Annotated in this window: 19 protein-coding genes; 12 read left to right on the top strand and 7 right to left on the bottom strand. The window is 73.3% G+C overall.

The genetic code is table 11. From position 1 onward, the window contains the following. The first annotated feature begins 97 nt into the window (after positions 1-97). The 5 genes from FLX07_RS04120 to FLX07_RS04140 all read left to right on the top strand — a co-directional run bounded on the left by FLX07_RS04120 (position 98) and on the right by FLX07_RS04140 (position 5,292). The gene (locus tag FLX07_RS04120) at positions 98-310 is read left to right on the top strand and encodes an aroma-sacti cluster domain-containing protein (protein ID WP_142568020.1); all 213 of its coding nucleotides are present in this window, start codon (positions 98-100) and stop codon (positions 308-310) included. After that, entirely contained in the window at positions 307-3,387 is a 3,081-nt protein-coding gene (locus FLX07_RS04125; protein WP_142568021.1) for an AAA family ATPase, read from the top strand. Before FLX07_RS04120 ends, FLX07_RS04125 begins: the two co-directional genes overlap by 4 nt. Further along, positions 3,384-4,283, top strand: coding sequence for a S8 family peptidase (locus FLX07_RS04130; protein WP_142568022.1), 900 nt, complete (start codon positions 3,384-3,386; stop codon positions 4,281-4,283). The genes FLX07_RS04125 and FLX07_RS04130 overlap by 4 nt, the downstream gene beginning before the upstream one ends. Continuing rightward, on the top strand, positions 4,270-4,896 hold the full coding sequence (locus tag FLX07_RS04135) for a GAF domain-containing protein (RefSeq protein WP_142568023.1): 627 nt from the start codon (positions 4,270-4,272) through the stop codon (positions 4,894-4,896). Before FLX07_RS04130 ends, FLX07_RS04135 begins: the two co-directional genes overlap by 14 nt. Before the next feature lie 111 nt (positions 4,897-5,007). Continuing rightward, complete coding sequence (locus FLX07_RS04140; protein ID WP_142568024.1) at positions 5,008-5,292, top strand: DUF1540 domain-containing protein; 285 nt, start codon at positions 5,008-5,010, stop codon at positions 5,290-5,292. A gap of 7 nt (positions 5,293-5,299) precedes the next feature. Here the strand turns inward: FLX07_RS04140 and FLX07_RS04145 are convergent, their stop codons facing one another. The 5 genes from FLX07_RS04145 to FLX07_RS04165 form a co-directional block, all read right to left on the bottom strand. Further along, positions 5,300-7,150 carry an IucA/IucC family protein gene (locus FLX07_RS04145; protein ID WP_280116530.1) on the bottom strand — a complete coding sequence of 617 codons (1,851 nt, stop codon included), beginning with the start codon at positions 7,148-7,150 and terminating at the stop codon, positions 5,300-5,302. After that, the gene (locus FLX07_RS04150; RefSeq protein WP_142568025.1) at positions 7,147-7,818 is read right to left on the bottom strand and encodes a GNAT family N-acetyltransferase; all 672 of its coding nucleotides are present in this window, start codon (positions 7,816-7,818) and stop codon (positions 7,147-7,149) included. The genes FLX07_RS04145 and FLX07_RS04150 overlap by 4 nt, the downstream gene beginning before the upstream one ends. After that, positions 7,815-9,110 carry a lysine N(6)-hydroxylase/L-ornithine N(5)-oxygenase family protein gene (locus tag FLX07_RS04155; protein ID WP_142568026.1) on the bottom strand — a complete coding sequence of 432 codons (1,296 nt, stop codon included), beginning with the start codon at positions 9,108-9,110 and terminating at the stop codon, positions 7,815-7,817. Before FLX07_RS04155 ends, FLX07_RS04150 begins: the two co-directional genes overlap by 4 nt. After that, positions 9,097-10,614: a pyridoxal phosphate-dependent decarboxylase family protein gene (locus FLX07_RS04160; RefSeq protein WP_142568027.1), complete on the bottom strand. Its 1,518-nt coding sequence runs from the start codon at positions 10,612-10,614 to the stop codon at positions 9,097-9,099. Before FLX07_RS04160 ends, FLX07_RS04155 begins: the two co-directional genes overlap by 14 nt. An 88-nt stretch (positions 10,615-10,702) precedes the next feature. Further along, positions 10,703-11,707, bottom strand: coding sequence for an ABC transporter substrate-binding protein (locus tag FLX07_RS04165; protein ID WP_142568028.1), 1,005 nt, complete (start codon positions 11,705-11,707; stop codon positions 10,703-10,705). Between the two features lie 108 nt (positions 11,708-11,815). On the opposite strand from FLX07_RS04165, the gene FLX07_RS04170 reads away from it, so the two are divergent. From FLX07_RS04170 to FLX07_RS04195, 6 genes are all read left to right on the top strand, one after another. After that, entirely contained in the window at positions 11,816-12,904 is a 1,089-nt protein-coding gene (locus FLX07_RS04170) for a FecCD family ABC transporter permease (RefSeq protein ID WP_142568029.1), read from the top strand. Positions 12,905-13,088: 184 nt separating this feature from the next. Then, complete coding sequence (locus FLX07_RS04175; protein ID WP_229689473.1) at positions 13,089-14,057, top strand: FecCD family ABC transporter permease; 969 nt, start codon at positions 13,089-13,091, stop codon at positions 14,055-14,057. Between the two features lie 41 nt (positions 14,058-14,098). Beyond that, complete coding sequence (locus FLX07_RS04180) at positions 14,099-14,923, top strand: ABC transporter ATP-binding protein (protein ID WP_142568030.1); 825 nt, start codon at positions 14,099-14,101, stop codon at positions 14,921-14,923. A gap of 25 nt (positions 14,924-14,948) precedes the next feature. After that, positions 14,949-17,165, top strand: a complete 2,217-nt coding sequence (locus tag FLX07_RS04185) for a penicillin acylase family protein (RefSeq protein WP_142568031.1) — start codon at positions 14,949-14,951, stop codon at positions 17,163-17,165. A 29-nt stretch (positions 17,166-17,194) separates the two neighbouring features. Continuing rightward, positions 17,195-17,776: a GNAT family N-acetyltransferase gene (locus FLX07_RS04190; protein WP_142568032.1), complete on the top strand. Its 582-nt coding sequence runs from the start codon at positions 17,195-17,197 to the stop codon at positions 17,774-17,776. A 15-nt stretch (positions 17,777-17,791) separates the two neighbouring features. After that, positions 17,792-18,499 (top strand): (2Fe-2S)-binding protein, encoded by a 708-nt coding sequence (locus FLX07_RS04195; protein WP_142568033.1) that lies wholly within the window; start codon positions 17,792-17,794, stop codon positions 18,497-18,499. 8 nt (positions 18,500-18,507) lie between these two features. Here the strand turns inward: FLX07_RS04195 and FLX07_RS04200 are convergent, their stop codons facing one another. Further along, positions 18,508-19,425 (bottom strand): RNA polymerase sigma-70 factor, encoded by a 918-nt coding sequence (locus FLX07_RS04200; RefSeq protein ID WP_142568034.1) that lies wholly within the window; start codon positions 19,423-19,425, stop codon positions 18,508-18,510. Continuing rightward, positions 19,422-20,699 carry an NAD(P)/FAD-dependent oxidoreductase gene (locus FLX07_RS04205; protein ID WP_142568035.1) on the bottom strand — a complete coding sequence of 426 codons (1,278 nt, stop codon included), beginning with the start codon at positions 20,697-20,699 and terminating at the stop codon, positions 19,422-19,424. The genes FLX07_RS04200 and FLX07_RS04205 overlap by 4 nt, the downstream gene beginning before the upstream one ends. Positions 20,700-20,773: 74 nt before the next feature. Here FLX07_RS04205 and FLX07_RS04210 point away from each other — a divergent pair, with 74 nt between their 5' ends. Beyond that, positions 20,774-21,196 carry a type II toxin-antitoxin system RelE/ParE family toxin gene (locus tag FLX07_RS04210; RefSeq protein ID WP_229689474.1) on the top strand — a complete coding sequence of 141 codons (423 nt, stop codon included), beginning with the start codon at positions 20,774-20,776 and terminating at the stop codon, positions 21,194-21,196. Positions 21,197-21,245: the final 49 nt, after the last annotated feature.

Raw genomic sequence — 21,245 nt, forward strand, 5'->3', positions numbered from 1 at the left:
ATACTGGCCCTGAACCCTCCGTCCTTACCGTTGGCGGCGTACCCCAGTGGCCGATATGTCCCGTACGACCAGTCCCCGCACGACCAGGAGGTGGCCGATGAACAGCCGCGAGGTTCAGGGCGGGCCGGCGCCGTACGACCCGTTGACGGCCCTGCGCGAGGCGGGCCACCCGGTGGACCTGCTCAACGAGCGACAGCGGCAGGTGTTCGCCGAGCTGAGCAGGCCGGAGGTCGAGCTGCTCAACTCGATCAAGACCCGTCTGGACGCCGCGGCCGGCGAGGTCGAGGGTCAGGAGCTCAAGCTCGTATGAGCGCCGGGGCGGCCCGCCCTGCGCGCCGGAACGTCGTCGTCGTCTTCATCGATCTGGTCGGCTCGACGGAGCTCGCCGAGCGGCTCGACCCCGAGCTGCTCCGGGACGTCCTCGACCGCTACTACCGGGCGTGCACCTCCGGCATCGAGGAGCACGGCGGCGTGGTGGAGAAGTACATCGGGGACGCGATCATGGCCGCCTTCGGCATCCCCGCGGGCCGCGAGGACGACGCGCTCCGGGCGGTCCGCGCCGCGCACGCCGCGCTGCAGCGGGTGCGCGAGCTGAGCGAGGACCTGGCCCCCACGCACGGCATCCGGCTCGACGTGCACTGCGGCGTGAGCGCCGGTGAGGCGGTGGTCATCGCCACTCCGGGAGCGGACCTGCGCGTCATCGGCGACACCGTCAACACCGCCGCCCGCCTGCAGTCGGCCGCGGGCGTCGGCGAGATCCTCGTCGGGGACGAGGTCGCGCGCATGGTCCGCGCCCAGGCGCGGCTCGAACCCGTGCCGCCGCTCACGCTGAAGGGCAAGAGCCACCCCGTACGGGCGTGGCGGGTGACCTCCCTGGAGCCCGGCACCGGCCACGACGACGCCCCGATCCCGCTCATCGGCCGCGACCTCGAGATCGGGCGCCTTCGCGCGGCGTACGGCGAGGCGGTGCGGGACCGCCGATGCCGGGTGGTGACCCTGCTCGGCGTGCCGGGCATCGGCAAGTCCCGGCTCGTGCGGGACTTCGTCCACGAGCTGCCCGCAGGGGCCACCGTGATCACCGGCCGGTGCCGCTCGTACGGCGTGGGGATCACCTATCGCCCCATCGTGGAGATGGTCGAGTCCCTCGGCGACGACTGGCGGGACGTCCAGCCGGCCCTGGAGGCGTCGAGTGGCTCCACCCTGCGCGGCCTGGCGACCGCCGACGCCTCGCGCGCCCCGCGCACCGGTGAGGACGCGGGCGTCGAGGAGATCTCGCGGGCGGTGCGCGCGCTGTTCGAGGCGCTGGCCCGGCGCGGGCCGCTGGTGGCGGTCTGGGAGGACCTGCACTGGGCCGAGCCGACCCTGCTCGATCTGATCGACGATCTCGCGGCGTGGCTCGCCGACGTGCCCGTCCTGGTCGTTCGGGTGGCCAGGCCCGAGCTGCTGGAGGCGCGGCCCGCCTGGGGGGAGGAGGCGGAGCGTGCCGCCGCGTTCGAGCTGGGGGCGCTCGACGCCGCCCAGATGACCCGGCTGGTCACCGAGCTGGCCGCACACCGGCTGCCGGACGCCGAGGTGGTCGCGCACGACCTGGCCGCCGGCCCGGCCCTGTGCCTGCGGGTCGCGGGGAGCTCCGACGGCAACCCGCTGTTCGCCGAGCTGCTGCTGGAGACGCTCGCCGAGGAGGGGGAGGACGCCCCGCTGCCGCCCACCATCCAGGCGCTGCTCGGCGCGCGCCTCGACCGGCTCGACGAGGGGGAGCGCGACGTGCTCGAACGGGCCGCGACGATCGGCCACGCCTTCACCCGCGACCAGCTCGGCGTCCTGTGCGCGGCCGACCCGCAGGCGGGGCTCGACGTCGACGAGCTGCTCGGGCGCCTGATCCGCACGCGCATGGTCCGGCGTGGGGAGGCGCCGGAGTCCTTCCGCTTCGCCCAGACGCTGACCCGGGACACGGTCTACGCCATGACCCGCAAGGATTTGCGGGCCACCTGGCATCTGGCCCTCGCCGACCGGATCGCCGGCCAGGCCGGGGCCGGCGCCGCCGTTTCGTCCCGCGCCGGCGAGGAGAGCTCGCACGGCGACCTGACCCACCATCTGGAGACCGCCTGCCTGCTCAAACGCGAGGTGCGGCCGGACGACCCGATGCTGCCGGCGCTCACCGAGCGGGCCGCCCGCGCCCTGGTGGGCGAGGGCACCCAGGCGCTGCACCGCAAGGACCTGCCCGCCGCCATCGCCCTGCTGGAGCGGGGACGCGACCTTCTGCCGGCCGGTCACGCCGAGCACCGGGTGCTGGCGGTGCGCATCTGCGACGCCGGGCTGGCTCGCGGCGAGGCCGACCGGCCGTACGACGCGCTGGACGTGGCCGAGCGGATGCTGCCGGACGACCCGCGCAACCGGCTGATCTGCGCCATCCAGCGCGAGACGCTGGCGGTGCGCTTCGGCACCCGGCCCGCCTCGGGCGAGCCGTTCCGCGAGCTGCTGGCCGCCGACCCCGGCGACAACCTCGGCTGGTGCCGTTTCCACCATCTCGAGGCGCTGGTGCGCGTCGGCGAGGGAAGGTTCGGAGCGGCCGAGGCGGCGCTGCGTGACGCCCTTGCCCGGGCCCGCTCCCTCGGCGACAGATATGAGGAGAACCGCCTGCTCAGCGGGCTCTGCGAGCTGGCGCAGTGGTCCCCCACGCCGCTGGCCGAGGGGCTGAGCCTGTGCGTCGGGGTGTCGGCCAGGTTCCGCGCCGACCGGGCGATGCTCCTGCCCGTTCTGGTCACCGAGGCGCGGCTGCTCGCGCTGGCCGGCTACGTCACCTCCGCCAGGGCCGTCCTCGACAAGGCCGACCGGTACGCCGGCGACCTCCATCTCGACCTCGCGGCGACCGCGGCTCTCCAGGTGCGCGGGCTGGTGGAGTCGCTCGTCGACCGGCACGCCGAGGCGGAGGCGCTGTTCCGCAGGGCGGCGGCGGACCTCCATCGGGCGGGCCAGTCCGAGCCGGCCAGGACGCTGGAGCTCTACGCGGTGCGCGAGCTGCTCCGGCAGGGGCGGCACGCCGAGGCCGCGCGGGAGCTGGACCGGTTACGGGCCGCGGGCGGACGGCTGCAGACCCGCGGCGAGCTGACCCTCCTCGCGCTGAGCGCCCGGGTCGCGGCCCTCGACGGCGGCCACGGCGTGGCGGGCGACCTCGCCGCCCGCGCGGAGGAGCTGCTCGCCCGCACCGACGACCCCTGCCTGCGCGGGGACGTGCTGGCCGACCTGGCGGTGGCGCACCGCGCGGCCGGGCGCACCGGCCCGGCGGCGCTGGCCGCGACCCGCGCGCTGCGCGACTACGCGGCCAAGGGAGCGGAGTTGCCCGCCCGGCGCGTACGCCGGTGGACCGAGGAGGAGAGGCCATCGTGACGCAGCCCCCATGGCGCCGGGAGCGGCGTGAGCACTTCCCCGGCGTGCCGGCCTGGAGCCTGGCGACCTCCCGGCTGGCCCCGGAGGAGTTCGGCGTGAGCCGCCTGGAGGACGTCACCAGGGAGTGGGCATGGGGTGGGGACGGCGCTGGTGAGGGCGGCGCGGGCCGCGCCGACGGAGCCGGCGTGCGCGTCTGCGTGCTCGACACCGGGGTGGACGCCGCTCATCCGCGAGTCGGCGGCCTGGAGCGTTCGCTGGTGGTCGCCGACGGCGACGACCTGACCGTCGTCGACTGCGACCCGGTGGATCCCGTGGGGCACGGGACCGCGTGCGCCGGCGTGATCCGCTCCATCGCCCCGGCCGTGTCGCTCACCTCGGTGCGGGTGCTGACCGACGGGCGCTCCGGCAGCGGGGCCGCCCTCCTGGCCGGGCTGCGCTGGGCCGTCGAGGAGGGGTTCGACCTCGTCAACCTCAGCCTGTCGACCACGAGAAGCCAGTATCTGCCCGCGCTGCACGAGCTGGCCGACCAGGCGTACTTCCGGCGCTGCCTGCTGGTGGCCTCGGCCCACAACATGCCGGTCGTCAGCTTCCCCTGGACCTTCTCCTCGGTCATCTCGGTGGCCAGCCACGACGAACCCGACCCCATGACCTACTACTACAACCCCGCGCCGCCGGCCGAGTTCCTCGCCCGGGGCGTCCGGGTCCCGGTGGCGTGGCGCCGAGGCAGGGAGATCCGCAGCACCGGGAACAGCTTCGCCGCGCCGCACATCACCGGGATCTGCGCGCTCATCCTGAGCAGGCACCCGTGGATGACCCCCTTCCAGCTCAAGTCCGTGCTCTACCTGGCCGCCAGCAACGTCGTCACATCCAAGGGAGGCGCGCATGTCCGTGCATGAACGGCGCTCCGACAGCGAAATCACCGAGCGCAGGCTGCTGCAGTCCACCGTCGAGGTCGCCCGGCACGTCTTCTCCTCGGCCGCGGCATCGGTCTTCCTGGTGGACCAGGACACCGGCGACCTGATCTTCGAGGCCGTGTCGGGCGAGGGAGAGCAGCACCTCGTCGGGACGCGCTTCGCGGCCGGCACGGGCATCGCGGGCTGGGTCGCGGCGAGCGGCCAGCCGATGATCGCCGACGAGGTGGCCGCGGTGCCGCAGTTCGCCCAGGACGCCGCCGAGTCCACCGGCTATGTCCCCCGCAGCATCATGGCGGCGCCGGTGATCCGGGAGGAGAGCTGCATCGGTGTCCTGGAGGTGCTCGACAGGTCCGCCACCTGGCGGGGGGACCTCGCCGACGTGGACCTCCTCGCGATGCTCGCCGCCCAGGCCGCGTACGGCCTGGAGCTCCTGCTGCGGCTGCGGCAGACCGAGGAGGCGCTCCCGGCCGCGCCGGGCGGCGACGACGTCCATGTGCTGCTTCAGCGGATCTCCGACCGGGTGCCGCGCGGCGGCGGGGCCGCCGACCCGACCGCCCTGAAGCTCCTCGCCGTGGCCGAGGAGCTGTTGCACTGAATCCCCTGACGCGACTTGGCCGAGTCCGGGACCGGGACGGAGATTGCCGACCTGGTCGAAGGCGGTATTAGCCAGGACGAAAGCCACGATCGTCAGGGGGAACCGCCGCTCATGGAGATGCCCGTAGTCAACCGTTGCGAGGCCACATCGTGCGCGTACAACCGCGACGGCATGTGCCACGCCACCGCCATCACGGTCGGGGACGCGTCCCACGCGCACTGCGACACGTTCTTCACCGCCTCCACGCGGGGAGGCGACCAGGAGACCGTGGGCCGGGTCGGCGCCTGCAAGATGTCCGACTGCCGGCACAACGTGGTGCTGGAGTGCCAGGCGCCCGGCATCCATATCGGTTACTCCCAGGACGAGGCCGAGTGCGTCACCTACGCCCCGGCGTAGGCGGCGCTCAACTCTCCGGCCGCACCGCAGCGACCGCAGCGCCCGAGACGACCTGAGCGACCGGGGCGAAGCGGGCGATGGGGTTAACCAGCTCGCCGGCCGTCTGCAGCGCGGCCGACGGGTCGGTCAGGTCCACCATCTGCCGGTTGTCGCGCAGCTGCAGCCGGTTGAGGCACGACAGGGGATGCGTCCCGGCGAACAGGTCGTAGCGCCGGAACCGGTCCGCGAGACGCGGGACCGACCGCTGGTAGGCCGCCACGCACCCGGCGACGGTCCGCCAGAAGACGTCCTCGTCCAGCACGCCGTTGGTGGCGAGCACCGCGTTGAGGAAACGCAGGAAGCAGTCGAAGACGTCGGTGAAGATCGACAGCAGCCGGTGTTCCTCGGGCACCTCCGCGCGGATCCGCCGGACCTCGGGCGGCAGGTCCGCGTCCGGATCCATCACCACGATCTCCTCGGCGATGTCCTTGAAGATCACCCGCTCCACCGCGCCGCCGTCGAGGACCAGGATGACGTTCTCGCCGTGCGGCATGAACGCCAGGTCGTAGGCGTAGAAGGCGTGCAGCAACGGGACGAGGTAGGCGTCGAGGTAGCGCCGCAGCCACACCTCGGGGGTGAGGCCCGACTGCTCGATCAGCGCCGCCGCGAACGACCGGCCCTCATCGTCGGTGTGCAGCAGGGAGGCCATCGTGACTGGCCGCCGGCCCGGCTCCAGGCCCGCGACCGGGCTCTCCCGCCACAGCGCCGCCAGCATCTTCCGGTAGGGCGAGTGGCGGTCGGTGGCCGCCTCGTAGAGACGGTTGCGGTAGCCGACGGCCGCCCGCTCGCGAATGATCGTCAGCCGGGTCGCGCGGAGGACCTCGTCGCCCTCGATCAGGTCGGCGAGCCAGTCGTTGATCGCCGGGGTGCCCTCCATGTACGCCGCCGACAGGCCCCGCATGAAGCCCATGTTCAGCACCGACAGGGCCGTCTTGACGTAGTGCCTGGACGGCTCGCTCGCGTTGAAGAACGTGCGGACCGACTGCTGGGCGAGGTGCTCGTCGTCGCCCAGACCCAGGCAGACCAGCCGCCGTCCGGCGACCTCCGCCGCGAACGTCACCGAGATCCGGTTCCACCACTGCCAGGGGTGCACCGGCACGAGCAGGTAGTCGGCCAGGTCGAGGCCCAGACCGGCCAGCGTGCCCGCGAAGCGGGCCAGGACCTCCTCGCCCAGCTCGCCGCGCATCAGCCGTTCGTAGTCGATGTCGCGCGAGCAGGTGAACGTGGCGTGGTCGCGGTGGGCGGCCAGCCAGATCAGCCGTACGGGCGCGGCGGCCTCGGGAGCGTAGCGGTGGTGGTCGTCGATGCCGTAGCCGATCCGGCCGCTGTTGGCCACGAAGCACGGGTGGCCCTCGGTCATGGCGGCCTCGATCTCCTGGAAACCGGCCGTCGCCAGCTCGGCCGCCCCGGCCTGCCGCCGGCCCAGCTTGTACGCGAGGCTCGCAAGCGTGGAGGTGATCTCCTCCAGGTAGACCGGGAGGATCTCGTCGCTCAGCCCGAGCGAGCCGCGCATCTCGGTGACGAACTCCAGCGCGTCGAGCGGCAGCGCCTCGCCGCAGGGCCCGTGGCGGGTGACCTCGCCGATGTGCCAGTGGTCGAGGGACATCACCGTCGCGGCGAAGCGATACTCCACCGTGCCGTCGTCGGCGCGCACCGCCCATCGGCCGTCGCCGGCGGGGCGCGGGGTGAGCAACCGCTCGTGGGCGAACTCGGCGAGCGCCTTGCGCACCAACCGCCGGTTGGCCCGCTCCCACAGCTCCGGCGTGAGGTGGGAGACCGCCTGCGCGGGATCGCCCACGGTGTCTGCGTGGCGGTTCACTCGCGCACTCCCTTCTCCGCGGCCTTCTCCGCGGCCTTCTCCGCGGCCTTCTCCGCGGCGAGCGCGGGGCTGACGGCGGCGCCGGTCGCCGCGAGGAACCGCGCGCGGGTGCAGACGCTCAGCAGCGCGTCCTTGTCCGGCAGGGCGACGGTGCCGGCGACCTCGAAACCGACGGCCGCGTTGAGCGCGTGCACCGCCGTGTTGCGCACGTCGGGCTCGACCACCACCCGCCGGGTCGCGGGATCGGCGAACAGCAGCTCCATGACCGTGGTGATCACTGCCAGGGTGAAGCCGTGGACCGGGGTCTCGGCGGGCGCGCACAGGAAGTGCATGCCGGCGTCGCCCTCCTCGGCGTCGTAGCGGCCCGCCAGCTCGACCCGGGCGGGGTCGTAGCGCTCCACCAGGAAGGCCGGGCGGCCGTTCACCAGCCCGAGGAACGCGTCGCGGTGCGGGTGATCGACGATCTCGCGATACTCCTTCGCCACGCCGGCGACGTCGGCGTCCCGCATCATCCAGAACACGGCCTTGGGGTGGGTCACCCAGGCGTGCACCGTCGGCGCGTCGGCCTCCGGGTCGAGCCGGCGTACGGCGAGCTCGCCGACCCGGGCGTCCGTGCGGCGGAAGAGGACCTCGCTGTGCCTGTCGAAGGGCTCGCTTCGCTCGCTCATGCCACCACGCCCTCGGGCGCGCCGAACTCCTGGAAGGCGATGGACTTCTCGACGGGGTAGTGCTCCCGGCCCAGGATCTGGCCGATGATCCACGAGTTGCGGTAGGGGCCCATGCCGAGGTCGGGGGAGGTGACGCCGTGGGCGTGGGCGGCGCCGTTCTGCAGGAAGATCCCCCGGCCGGTGACGTCGACGCTGTAGTTCCTGGCCACGTCGAACCGGCCGTGCCGGTCCCACCGGATCCGGTGGCGTACGGGCTCCAGGAAGGCGGGGGGCTCGTAGCGGTAGCCGGTGGCCAGCACAAGCCCCTGGGTGACGAGCGTGAGGTCGCGCTCCTGCTCCACGTGGCGCAGCCCGAGCGTGTATTCGCCCCGGCCGACGTCGTAGGCCGCCTCGCGCAGCTCGGTGCAGGTCAGCAGCCGGGTGGGGATCGGGCCGCCGACGGTCTTGGCGTACAGCAGGTCGAAGATGTCGTTGATCAGCGCCGCGTCGATGCCCTTGTAGAGGCCCTTCTGCTCGGCTTCGAGGCGGTAGCGGGTGTCCTCGGGCAGCGCGTGGAAGTAGTCGACGTACTCCGGGGAGGTCATCTCCAGGGTCAGCTTGGTGTATTCGAGCGGGAAGAACCGCGGTGACCTGGTCACCCAGTTCAGCCGGTAGCCGCGCGTGTCGACGTCGGCCAGCAGGTCGCGGTAGATCTCGGCGGCGCTCTGCCCGCTGCCGACGATCGTGATGCTCTCCTTCGCCTGCAGCGCGGCCTTGGCGTCGAGATAACCGGCGTTGTGGACGAGGTCGCCGCCGAGGCCGCGGCAGGCCTCCGGCACGTACGGCGGGGTGCCGGTGCCGAGCACGAGGTGCGGGGCCCGGTGCTCGGTCTCCCCGCCGTCGCCGGTGACCGCGCGTACGACGTAGTGGCCGTCGGCCTCGTCGTACGTCACCGAGGTCACCCGGTGGCCGAAGCGGACGCTCCGCAGCCGCGCGGCGGCCCACCGGCAGTACGCGTCGTATTCGGCGCGCAGCTGGTAGAAGCTCTCGCGGATGTAGAAGGGATACAGCCTGCCGATCTCCTTCAGGTAGTTGAGGAAGGAGTAGGGCGAGGTCGGGTCGGCCAGCGTGACGAGGTCGGCGATGAACGGCGTCTGCAGCGTCACGGAGTCGAGCATCATCCCGGGGTGCCAGGCGAAGCCGGGCCGCGCCTCCAGGAACACGCCGTCGAGCTCGGCGATGGGCTCGGCGAGGCAGGCCAGGCCCAGGTTGAACGGCCCCAGCCCGATCGCGACGAAGTCATGCGTGGACATGCGTCGCCTCCGCGTGGCCGGCGAGCGGGGCGAGGTCGTCCACGTACCGCTGGGCGTGTCCGGCGAGGAGGTCGAGAACGTGCGCGACGTCGTCCAGCGTGGTCTCCGGGTTGAGCAGGGTGAACTTCAGGTAGTGGCGGCCGTCGACCGTGGTCCCCGCGACGACGGCCTCGCCGGAGGCGGCCAGGGCCTCGCGGGCGTACAGGTTCGCGTCGTCGGCGAGCTCGCGGCCGGGATCCCCGTGCTCCAGGTGATCCGGCGGCAGGTAGCGGAAGACCAGCGTGCTCAGCGGCGACCGCGTGACGACCTCGAAACGCGGGTCCGCGGCGGCCAGGGCGTAGGAGGCGGCGGCGCGGTCCACGACCTCGTCGAACAGCTCCCCGACCGCGTCCGGGCCCATCACCCGCAGCGTCAGCCAGAGCTTGAGCGCGTCGAAGCGGCGCGTGGTCTGCAGGCTCTTGTCCACCTGGTTGGGGATGCCCCGCTCGGCCATCCGCCGGGGGTTGAGGTAGTCGGCGTGGTGGGCCGCGTGCCGCAGCACCGCGCCGTCGCGCACCAGCAGGGCGCTGGAGCTGACCGGCTGGAAGAAGGACTTGTGGAAGTCGACGGTGACCGAGTCGGCCCGCTCGACGCCGTCGAGCAGGTGCCGCCGTCTGCGGGAGACCAGCAGCCCGCAGCCGTACGCCGCGTCCACGTGCAGCCACGCCCCGGCCTGCGCGCACAGATCGGCGATCTCCGGCAGGGGGTCGATCGAGCCGAAGTCGGTGGTGCCGGCGGTCGCCACCACGGCCATGACCACCAGTCCGGCGCGACGGCAGCGGTCGAGTTCGCGGGCGAGCGCGTCCGGCCGCATCCGCTGTTCGTCGTCGGTCTCCACGGTGACGACGGCGTCCGGCCCGAGGCCGAGCAGGTTCGCCGCCCTGCGCACGCTGAAGTGCCCGGCCGCGGACGTGATCACGCGCAGCCGCGACGGAGCGGCTCCGGCGATCGCCTGCGCCTCCTCGCGGGCGAGCAGCAGGGCGTGGAGGTTCGACTGCGTGCCGCCGCTGGTGAAGACGCCGTCGGCGGCGGGGCCGAAGCCGATCCGGCCGGCCGTCCACTCGATCAGGCGGCGCTCGATGAGCGTGCCGCCCGCGCTCTGGTCCCAGGTGTCGAGCGAGGAGTTCACCGCCGACAGCACCGCCTCTCCCAGCAGGGCGGGGATCACCACCGGGCAGTTGAGGTGCGCCAGGTAGCGGGGGTGGTGGAAGTAGACGGCGTCGCGCAGGTAGACCCGTTCGAGCTCGTCGAGGGCGGCGGCGTGGTCGTGCAGCGGCCGTTCGAGGTCGACCGCGGCGATCTCCGGCGCGAGCCGTTCCGGGGCCACACCGCTGAACGGCCGGTCGGCGCGCCGGATCCGGTCCGCCACCCGCTCGGTCGCCGAGGTCATCGCCCGCCGGTATCCCTCCGCCGTCCGGTCGTTGAGCAGGTACGACCGCGCGGCCCCGGCATGGGGAGAGGTCATCGTCATCCTTATCGTTGGGAGTTAGGTTAGGCGAACCTAACTTCGTGGGGTCGACACGTGTCCCCGGGTGAATTCCTTCACGGTGGGGTCAGCCGAGCTTCTTGGCGTTCCGGATCGCCGAGGCAAGGTTCTCCAGGATTGGCGCGGCTCCGGCGTACGAGAAGCGCGGCACCGGGTCCCAGCCCACGACCTGACCGGCCCTGACGGCGGGCAGCTTCGCCCAGGACGGCTTGGACGTCAGGTCCTTGGGCTGCAGCGCCGTGCCGCGGTTGTCGAGCAGGATCAGATCGGCGTCGTACTTGTCGGCGTTCTCCCAGCTCAGGTTCTCGTAGTAGCCGCCGTCGCCGGGCTTTTCCGGCTTGACGACGTCGACCCCGAGCTGGGTGAAGTACATGAGGTCGGTGTTGACCTCCGGGTTGGACACATACAGCACGTCGGGGCTGCCCGAGGCGGCCAGCACCTTGATACCGGGGTTGTCGGCGACCGCCGTGCGCACGCTCTCGGCGGCGGCCTCGAACCTGGCCTTGGCCTCGGCGACCTTCGGGGCCGTGAGGTCCGCGCCCAGCGACTCGGCGAGGGCGGCGTACCGCTCGATCGGCTCGGTCATCGGGACGCGGGCCACGCTGACGGCGACGGTGGGAGCGAGCTTGACGATCTTGTCCTTGCTCTCGTCCGGGACGTACCACAGGGCCCCGGGGTCGTACATGTGCGTCACGAGAAGGTCGGGACGCAGCGCGGCGTACTTCTCGATGTTGAACTCACCCCAGACGTTGCCGAGGATCGTGACCTTGTTCACGTCCAGGTCGCCGGCCTGCGGCTCGGGCGAGCCGTCGGCGCGCTTCGTCTCGCCGAAGACGCCGACGACCTTCTGCTGCAGGCCGTAGTCGGCGAGCACCGCCGCCGTCCCGGTGAACGCCACGACCCGCGAGGGGACGGCTCCGGCCGTGACCGTCTCCTTCCTGTCGTCGGTGAAGGACCACGATTTCGCGCTCTGACCTGCGGTGGAGGGCGCCGGATCGCTCGACCCGCAGGCGGCCAGCGCCAGGGTGAGTACGGCGGCTCCGCCCGCCGCGAAGAGGCCGCGACGGGACATGGGGGAGTTCAGGTTGCGCACGGTTCGTCTTTCTCTCGCATGACCCAGGGTCTTGGGGGCTGATCGTTAGTTAGGTTACCCTTACCTAAGTTCTTGTCCAGAGGGGCGATGGAAATCGCCCCCCGTCCCCCACCGGAGCCGGCCGTGGTCGTCATGGAGTCCTCGCAGATCAGCGAGCCTGCGGGGCCGCCGCGCGAACGCGCGGAGAACGGCCGGCGCGCCGCGGCGCTGCTGGGCTCGGCGATGGTCCTGGCCGCCCTCCTCGTGCTCAGCCTTGTGCTCAGCCTCGGGCTCGGCGCCCGGCAGCTCTCCCCGGCCGAGGTCTGGCACGGGCTCGTCGACGCCGACTCGGCCGCGTACACGGTCGTCCACCAGATGCGGCTGCCGCGCACCCTCCTCGGGCTGCTCGCCGGAGTCGCGCTGGGGGTCGCGGGCGGCGTCATGCAGGCGCTCACCCGCAACCCGCTGGCCGACCCCGGCCTGCTGGGCATCAACGCGGGCGCCTCGGCGGCGGTGGCCACGGCCGCCGGGCTTTTCGGGGTGGCGACGTTCCAGGGCTACGTCTGGTTCGCCCTGGCCGGCGCGGCGGTCGTGGCCGTGCTGGTGTACGCGGTGGGCGGCGGGCGCGCCGCCACCCCGGCCCGGCTGGCGCTCGCGGGAGCGGCCGTCAACGCCGCGCTCTACTCGTACGTGAACGGGACGATGCTGCTCGACGCGGCCTCGCTGGAGACCATGCGCTTCTGGACGGTCGGCTCCCTGGCGAGCGCGCAGGGCGGGACCGCGGCCATGATGACGCCGTTCGTCGCGGCGGGGCTGCTGCTGGCTCTGGCCCTGGCCCGGCCGCTCAACGCGCTCGCGCTCGGGGACGACGCGGCGCGCTCGCTCGGCGCCCATCCCGCCCGGGTCCGCGCGGGCGCCATCGTGGCGGTGACGCTGCTGTGCGGCGCGGCGACGGCGGCCTGCGGGCCCATCGTCTTCGTCGGGCTCATGGTGCCGCACCTCGTCCGGGCGCTGACCGGCCCCGACCAGCGCTGGATGCTCCCCTGCTGCGCGCTGCTCGCGCCCGTGCTGCTGCTCGGCGCCGACGTGCTCGGGCGGCTGGTGGCCAGACCGGGCGAGCTGCAGGCGGGCATCGTCACGGCGGTGCTGGGCGGCCCGCTGTTCCTCTACTTCGTGCGAAGGAAGGTCCGCGCGTGAGCGAGTGTGGCGAGCGAATCCACAGGCACGGCGCGATTCGCTCATGCGACTGCGAGCCGTCAGGCGAGGGGGAGGCATGAGCGCGGCCCCGCCCATGCCCCTCCGAGGGCCCGGGAGAGGGCCCGGGAGAGGGCCCCTCCGGAGGATCACCGTCGGCATTCCGCTGCGGTTCAGGGCCGTCGCCGTGGGAGCCGGCTGCCTGCTGCTCGCGCTCGTCTTCGGCGTGCTCGCGGTCGGCGGCGGCGACTATCCGATGAGCCCCTCCGACGTCGTCCGCACCGTCCTGGGCGGCGGCGGCCCGGCCGAGGACTTCGTCGTGCACGAGCTCCGGCTGCCCCGCGTGGTCACCGCGCTGCTCGTGGGCGCCGCCCTCGCGCTGGCCGGCGCGGTCTTCCAGTCGCTCGTACGCAACCCGCTGGGCAGCCCCGACCTGCTCGGATTCACCCAGGGCTCGGCGGCCGGGGCGCTCCTCGTGGTCGTCACGGGAGGCGGCAGCGCGGCGCTCGCGGGCGGCGCGGTGCTCGGCGGGATCGTCACCGGAGCGGTCGTCTACGCGCTGACCTGGCGCGGCGGCCTGCACGGCCACCGCCTCGTGCTGGTGGGCATCGGCGCCACCGCGATCCTCACCGGCGTCAACGGCTACCTGCTGACCCGGGGACGGCTGATGGAGGCGGCGCGGGCCATGCTGTGGCTCACCGGCAGCCTGGACGGACGCGGCTGGGAGGACGTCCTCCCGCTGCTCGTCGCGATGGCGGTGCTGGCGCCGGTGGTGCTGCTCGGCTGCGCCCGCCCGCTGGCGATCACCGAGATGGGCGACGACCTGGCGCGCGGTCTCGGCGTACGGGTCCAGGGCCTGCGACTGGTCCTGCTGACGGCGGCCGTGCTGCTCACCTCCCTGGCGGCGGCGGCCGCCGGGCCGGTGTCGTTCGTCGCGCTCACCGCCCCGCACCTGGCCAGGCGGATGACCGGGGCGCCCGGGCCGAACCTGCTCGTCGCCACGTGCACGGGCGCGGCGCTGCTGACGGGCGCCGACCTGGCCGCGCAGCGGCTGTTCGCGGGCCACCAACTGCCCGTCGGGGTGGTGACGGGGGTGCTCGGCGGCGGCTACCTCGTCTGGCTGCTCGCCGCCCAGCGGAAGGCGGGACGCATTTGACCCGGACGATCGAGCACGGAACCGGCGGGCAGGAGAACGCAGTGGCAGGAACGCACGAGGACGGGCCGCGGCTGAGCGGCAGCGCGCTGACCCTCTCCTACGACAGGAGGGTCGTCGCGGAGGGCCTCGACGTCGCCATCCCCGACCGGTCCTTCACCGTGATCATCGGGCCCAACGCCTGTGGCAAGTCGACGCTGCTGCGGGCGCTGGCGCGCACGCTCCGGCCGGCCGCCGGGACCGTGCTGCTCGACGGGCGTGACATCACCTCCCTGCCCGCCAGGAAGGTCGCCAGGACCCTCGGCCTGCTGCCCCAGACGTCCGTCGCGCCGGACGGCATCACGGTCGCCGACCTCGTCGGCCGCGGGCGCTATCCTCACCAGCGGCTGCTGCGCCAGTGGTCGGCCGGCGACGAGCGGGTGGTGCGCGAGTCGATGGAGGCCACCGGGGTCGCCGACCTGGCCGGACGCCTGGTCGACGAGCTGTCCGGAGGGCAGCGCCAGCGGGTGTGGATCGCGATGGCGCTGGCGCAGGAGACGCCGCTGCTGCTCCTGGACGAGCCGACGACCTACCTGGACATCGCCCACCAGATCGAGGTCCTCGACCTGTGCGCCCGGCTGCACGAGGAGCGGGGACGCACGCTCGTGGCGGTGCTCCACGACCTCAACCACGCCGCCCGCTACGCCACCCACCTGATCGCGATGCGCGACGGCCGCGTCGTGGCCGCCGGGGCGCCCGGAGAGGTCATGACCGCCGGCCTGGTGGAGGAGGTCTTCCGGCTGCCCTGCCGGGTGATCGACGACCCGGAGACCGGCACCCCGCTGGTCGTTCCCGCCGCCCGCCGCCGCAGCGAATCGGCGCCACGGTGACGCGGATCGCGCCGGGGACGGTGTCATGAACAACACGTATCGGGACGCCTGGGGCATCCCCCACCTGCGCGCGGGCGATCCGTACGAACTGGCCTTCGCCCAGGGGCGTGTCACGGCCCTTGACCGGGCCTGGCAGATCGAGGTCGAGCGGCGCCGGGCCACCGGCACGTCGGCGGCGGTCCTCGGACCGGACGCCGTCCCGTGGGACCGCTTCGCCCGGCAGGCCCGGCTCGCGGACACCGCCGAGCGCTGCCTGCACGCCCTGGACGACGAGACGTCGCGCTGGGTGAGCGCCTACGTGGACGGCGTCAACGCGGGGCTCCCCGAAGGGGCGCGCCGGGCTCCGGAGTTCACCACGGCCGAAGCGGATCAGCACGACGTGGCACAGCCCGCGGCCGGGCACGAGGCGGCCGGGCACGATGGGGCCGGGCACGATGGGGCACAGGCCGCGGCCGGGGTCGTGCCGGGCCGGTGGGAGCCGTGGACGCCGATGGCGATCTGGCTGTCCCACCACATCCTCTTCGCGCACTTCCCGGCCAAGCTGTGGCGCGAGGCGGTGGCCGAACGGCTGGGCCTCGAGGCGGTCGCGCTGTTCGCGCACGACGGGCCGGGCACCGGTGGGAGCAACGGCTGGCTGGTCCCCGCGGATCGCACCGCCACCGGCGCGGCCCTGATCGCGGGCGATCCGCACCGGTTCATCGAGGACCCCGGCTTCTATCAGCAGATCCGCCTGGCCTGTCCCGAGTTCGACGTGGTGGGACTGGCCGTGCCGGGCGTTCCGGGCATCGCCCACTTCGGGCACGCCGGCTCGGTCGCCTGGGCGATCACCAACGCCATGGCCGACTACCAGGACCTCTACCGCGAGCGGCTCCGGCACGGGGACGGCGGCGTCGAGGCGCTGGCACCGGACGGCTGGCGTCCCTGCACCGCCCACGTCGAGGTGGTCGAGGTGGCGGGGGAGGCCCCAGTAGAGGTCGAGATCGTCGAGACCGAGCGCGGCCCGGTCGTCATGGCGGACGCCCGGGGAGAGACCGGCCGTGGACGCGTGCGGGAGGCGCTGAGCCTGCGTTACCCGCCCCGGGTCCGCCGCGACCTGGGGTTCGCGGCGCTGCCGGCGCTGCTGCGGGCGAAGACCGTGGCCGACGTGGACCGGGCGCTCGACCGCTGGGCCGAGCCCGTCAACGTCGTGCTCGCCGCGGACACCGACGGCGGGCTGCTGCATCGGGTCGCCGGGACGGTGCCCGTCCGCCACCCGGACAACGCGCTGCGGGTCGTGCCCGCCTGGGAGCCCGGCCACGAGTGGGGCGACCGGCACGCGCCGATGCCCCGCCGCGAGGTCCGCGGCGTCACGGTCATGGCCAACGAACGGGGGATCGCCGCGCCGCTCGGCGTCGAGTTCGCTCCGCCCCACCGCGCCGACCGGATCAGGCGCCTGCTCGACGGGTCGCCGCGCTGGTCGGCCGGGGACATGGCGGCCGTCCACACCGACACCCTGCTGCCCGGCGCCGGCGCCCTTCTCGACCTGCTGGCCGGGCTGGAGGGGCTGGACGGGCTGGACGGGCTCGGCCCCGAGGCCGTACGCCTGCGGGAGCGGCTGTCGGCCTGGGACCGGCGCATGGACGCCGGCAGCACCGGCGCGGCGGCGTACGCGGCGGTCCGGGCCGAGGTGGTGCGTCGCCTGGCGGCCCACCCCGCCCTGGCGCCCCTGGCCGGACTGGCCGAGGGGGTTCCCGAGGTCTTCCGGCCCTGGCTCGCGCTCACCCCCCGCGTCGCGTACGCCCTGGAGGGCCTCCTGACGACCGACCGGCTGCCCGGGCTCGACCGGGCGGCCCTCGCGGACCTGGCCCGGGCGGCGCTGGAGGACGTGGCGGCACGCGACGAGCTGACCGGCGTCCGGTGGGGCGACCTGCACCGGCTCGCCCCCTGGCGGGCACTGCCGTCCCCCGCGATCTCACTCCCTGTCGACGGCGCGGCGCCGGTGGAGGCGGGCCTGGCGGGGGACCACGACTGCGTGCTGTCCACATCGAGCGTGCCCGGCGTCACTCACCACTGCGCCCGAGGCCCGGCGGCGCGCTACGTGTGGGACCTCGCCCGGCGCGACGGGAGCCTGTGGATCGTCCCGTTCGGCGCGAGCGGCGTGCCGGGTGACCCCCATCGGCGCGACCAGCACCCGCTGTGGCTGCGCGGCGAACTTGTGCCGGTGGTCACGGACTGGGACCGGCTGACCCTGGACCCGACTTGACCCTGGACCCCCGCAGACCGAGGAGCGACATGACCCCTGAGGCACCCCCAACGGCCTCCGTACGGCGCGAGGCCCGATGGGAGCAGACGGTCGAGGGATTCGGCGCCTTCCGCGTCGTTCCCGTGGACCCGGCCGCCGACGCCGGCCTGATCCACTCCTGGGTCACCGAGGAGCGGGCCCGGTTCTGGGGAATGCTCGACGCGAGCCGGACGCGGGTTCAGGAGATCTACGACCATCTGGACGGTCTGGCCACCCACCACGCCTATCTCGTCCACCGCGACGACCGGCCGGTGGCGCTCTTCCAGACCTACGATCCCGGGGCCGACCCGGTCGGGGAGTGCTACGACGTCCAGCCGGGCGACTTCGGCGTCCATCTGCTCCTCGGACCGGCGACGGGGGAGGGCGAGCGCGGCTTCACCTCCGCCCTGCTGTCCGTGCTCCTCGCGTACGTGTTCTCCGACCCGCGCCACACCCGGGTCGTGGCCGAGCCGGACATCCGCAACGACAGGATGACCACCCGGTTGCTGCGGACCGGCTTCACCCTCGGGCCCGAGATCGACCTGCCGGGCAAGCGGGCCCGGCTGCTCTTCCTCACCAGAGACCACCGCTGACACAAGGAGTGCGGAGTGCTGCTCGACGCCCTTTCCGACCATCTGGCAGGCCTCGCGGCGGAGCGGGACGGCGTGCTGGGGGTCCTGCCCGGGCTGGTCGCCGACGACTCCCCCGGCTGGATCCCCGCCGCCGCCCTCGTGCGGGAGCCGTACGAGGGTCTGCTCGCGCTGGTGGACGAGACGGCCGGACGCTGGAGCGCGCCGCGTCACGTGGCGGCGGCGCTGCTGTGGAAGACCTTCGGCTACTGGCACACGATGCCGATGGCCCTGGGCTGGGGTCTCGGCCGCCGGGTGCCGCTGATGCGCCTGGAGGACACGCTGGTCAGGTCGTCCGCGGCCGGGGTGACGGTAGCGGCGTCGCGGCTGACCGTGGCCGTGCTCCCCGGCGACCCGCTGGCCGGGACCGAGGGCGCCGTCGTCGTCCCCGACCTCGCGGCGGTCATCGGGGAGGCGCTCATGGAGAGCCAGTATCCGTTCGTGCGGGCGCTCAGCACCCTGACCAAGGTGGGCGAGCGCACCCTGTGGGGCTCCACCGCGGAGGCGTTCGCCCACCCGCTGCTCACGCTCGGGTCGTACGCCGAGGCGGCCCGGCTGCTGGACGAGATCGGGCCGCCGGTGGCCGGACTGCTCGTGCCCGACGGTGACGGATACCGCCGCCGCACGTGCTGCCTGTGGGTCACGCTGCCGGACGCCGCCCCCTGCTCCACCTGCTGCGTACGCTGACCCGGTGCTCACCGCGTCCCGAGGGTGCGGGTGGTGCCGTCGGCGACCGCCTGGAGCTTGTCCGGGTTGGCGACGTTGTGGATGGTGGTGATCCGGCCGTCGGCGTCGAAATCGAAGGTGACGGTGGCGATCACCCGACCCGCGCCGCCGAAGACGATGCCCGGGCCGCCGTTGATCTCGGCGAGCTCGGCGGTCATGTCGGCGGGCTCGACGCCCTGGTAGCTGACGCCGCCGATGGCCGCGAACCAGGCGGCCACGGTCTGCGCGCCCACGACCGGACGCAGGGCCTGGCGGACCTTGCCGCCGCCGTCGGTCCACAGGGTGACGTCGGGGGACAGCAGCTCCATCAGGGCGTTCACGTCGCCGCCGGTCGCGGCGGCGAAGAACCGCTCGGTGACCTCACGCTGCCGGGACCGGTCGGCCGGGAAGCGCGGCCGCCGGGCCCGCACATGCGCGCGAGCGCGGTGCGCGGCCTGGCGCACCGCGGCTTCGGAACGCTCGACCGCCTCCGCGATCTCGGCGTGGTTGAAGCCGAAGACCTCCCTGAGCACGAACACCGCGCGCTCCAGCGGGCTCAGCGTCTCCAGCACCACGAGCATCGCCATCGACACCGACTCGGCGTCCGCGACGGCCTCGGCGGTGTCCCCGCTGGTCAGGATGGGCTCCGGAAGCCACGGCCCCACATAGGACTCACGCTTGCGATGAGTGGAACGCAGCCGCTCCAGCGCCACGTTCGACACGATCCGCGTCAGGTACGCCTTCGGGTCGGCCACCCGCGAGCGGTCGGCCGCCGACCAGTTGAGCCAGGCGTCCTGGACCGCGTCCTCGGCGTCGGCCGCGGTGCCGAGGATGCGGTAGGCCACCGAGAACAGCAGGTTCCGGTGCTGGACGAACACCTCCTGGCCGAGGCCGTAGGTCCCGGTCACCGCGCACCCCCGACCCGGGTGAAGCGGCCCCCGCGGGGCCAGAACGCGCCCGAGGCCGGCATCTTCTTCATTCGGCCCCACGTGGCCCAGGGTGCGGCGGTCACTGTCTCCTTATAGCGGACCGCGACGCGGCCGGTCAGGTGCAGCCGCCTTGGGCTGTCGTCGGGGTGGGTGAACTGCACGACCGCGTCGTGCCGGCCCAGGCTGACCGGCGTGTGGTAGTAGCCGAAGCGGAACGGCCTGGGCCGCCTGCCCCTCAGCTCCCGGAGGATCGACACCGCGGCGTGCACACCGGTCGGCATGCCGCCCTGGCAGGTGCCGTGCATGACGCCGTAGCCCTGGCGGATCGCCGCCGCGTCGCCCACGGCGTACACCTCGGGGTGGGACACCGACCGCAGCGCGGTGTCGGTGACGATGCGGCCGCCTTCGTCGACGGTGAGCCCGGCGACGGCCGCCAGCGGAGACACCCGCGTGCCGCTCGTCCACAGGACCACGTCGGCCGCCACGCTCTCCTCGCCGACCGGCCCGCCCGTGCCAGCCAGGTCGACCGAGCCAGCCACCTCGACCCTGCCAGCCACGTCGACGATGCCGGCCAGCTCGACCGAGCCGGGGAGCACCTTCACCACCTCGACCCCGCTGCGCACCCGCACCCCCAGGCGGTCGAGCGCGGCCCGCAGATACGCTCTGGCCTTCGGGTGCATGGCCGCGCCGGGTTCGCCGCGGCCCAGCAGCACGACGGTCAGCTCCGGGTGCCGCTCGGCGATCTCCGCGGCCGACTCGACGCCGGTCAGCCCACTGCCGACGACCACTACCGTGCCGCTGCCGAGCCGCGCCAGCCGGTCGGCCAGCACCTCGGCGTCCTGGGCGCCGTTCAGGGTGTGGGCGTGGTCCTCGGCGCCCGGGACCGCCGACGTGTCGGCCACCCCGCCCAACGCGTACACCAGCGTGTCGTAGGGCAGGACGCGTTCGTCGTCGATCCGCACGGTCTTCGCGTTCGCGTCCACCGCCGTCACCCACCCGCGCTCGAAGTGCGCGCCCGTGCCCTCAAGCAGCTCGGGGATGCTCAGCTCGGCGAGCGGCTGCCCGCTCGCCGCCATGTGCAGCCGCAGCCGCTCGGTGAACCGCTCCTGCGCGTTCACCAGGGTCACCCGCACGTTCTCGCTCGGCTTGACCCGGCACGCGAGCTGGATCGCCGCGGACAGGCCCGCATACCCCGCCCCCAGGATCACCACCCGATGGGTGGTCGCCACGCCGGCTTCGTGCTGTGCGCTCATCGTTCCGCCTCCTCGTCTGACCGTTGACGACCAGCAGATGGAAGCGGCCCGCCCATACGTGACATGCGTCCGATGTGATCCGCGCCACAGCGCCTCGGCCGGCTGACCCGATCACCCGTTACCAACCAGCGAAGTTAACACTTGCGTTAACCTGCGCGGCGTGGTTCGAGGCACTCGCCGAGGAGGACTGGGATAGTGCGGAGCAGGTCGAGGACGCCATAGACATGCTGGCCGAGGCCGGTCCCGCGCTCGGGCGTCCACTGGTAGATCGCATCAAGGGCGCCGAGCTTCACCACTTGAAAGAGCTGCGACCAGGATCTGCGGGTGGCAGCGAGATCCGCATCCTGTTTGCCTTCGATCCGGTACGCCGAGCGGTGCTCTTGGTCGCAGGCGACAAAGCGGGGAACTGGCAGAAATGGTACGACGTTAATATCCCGCAGGCCGAAAAGCGCTACGAGGCTCATCTCATTGAGCTGGAGATCAGGGAGTACGAATGACCTCTGTGGGTTGGGAGGAAACCAAGCGCAGGGTGCGTGAGCGCCGTGA

This window comes from Microbispora bryophytorum (genome assembly GCF_006874465.1).
Lineage (GTDB): Bacteria > Actinomycetota > Actinomycetes > Streptosporangiales > Streptosporangiaceae > Microbispora > Microbispora bryophytorum.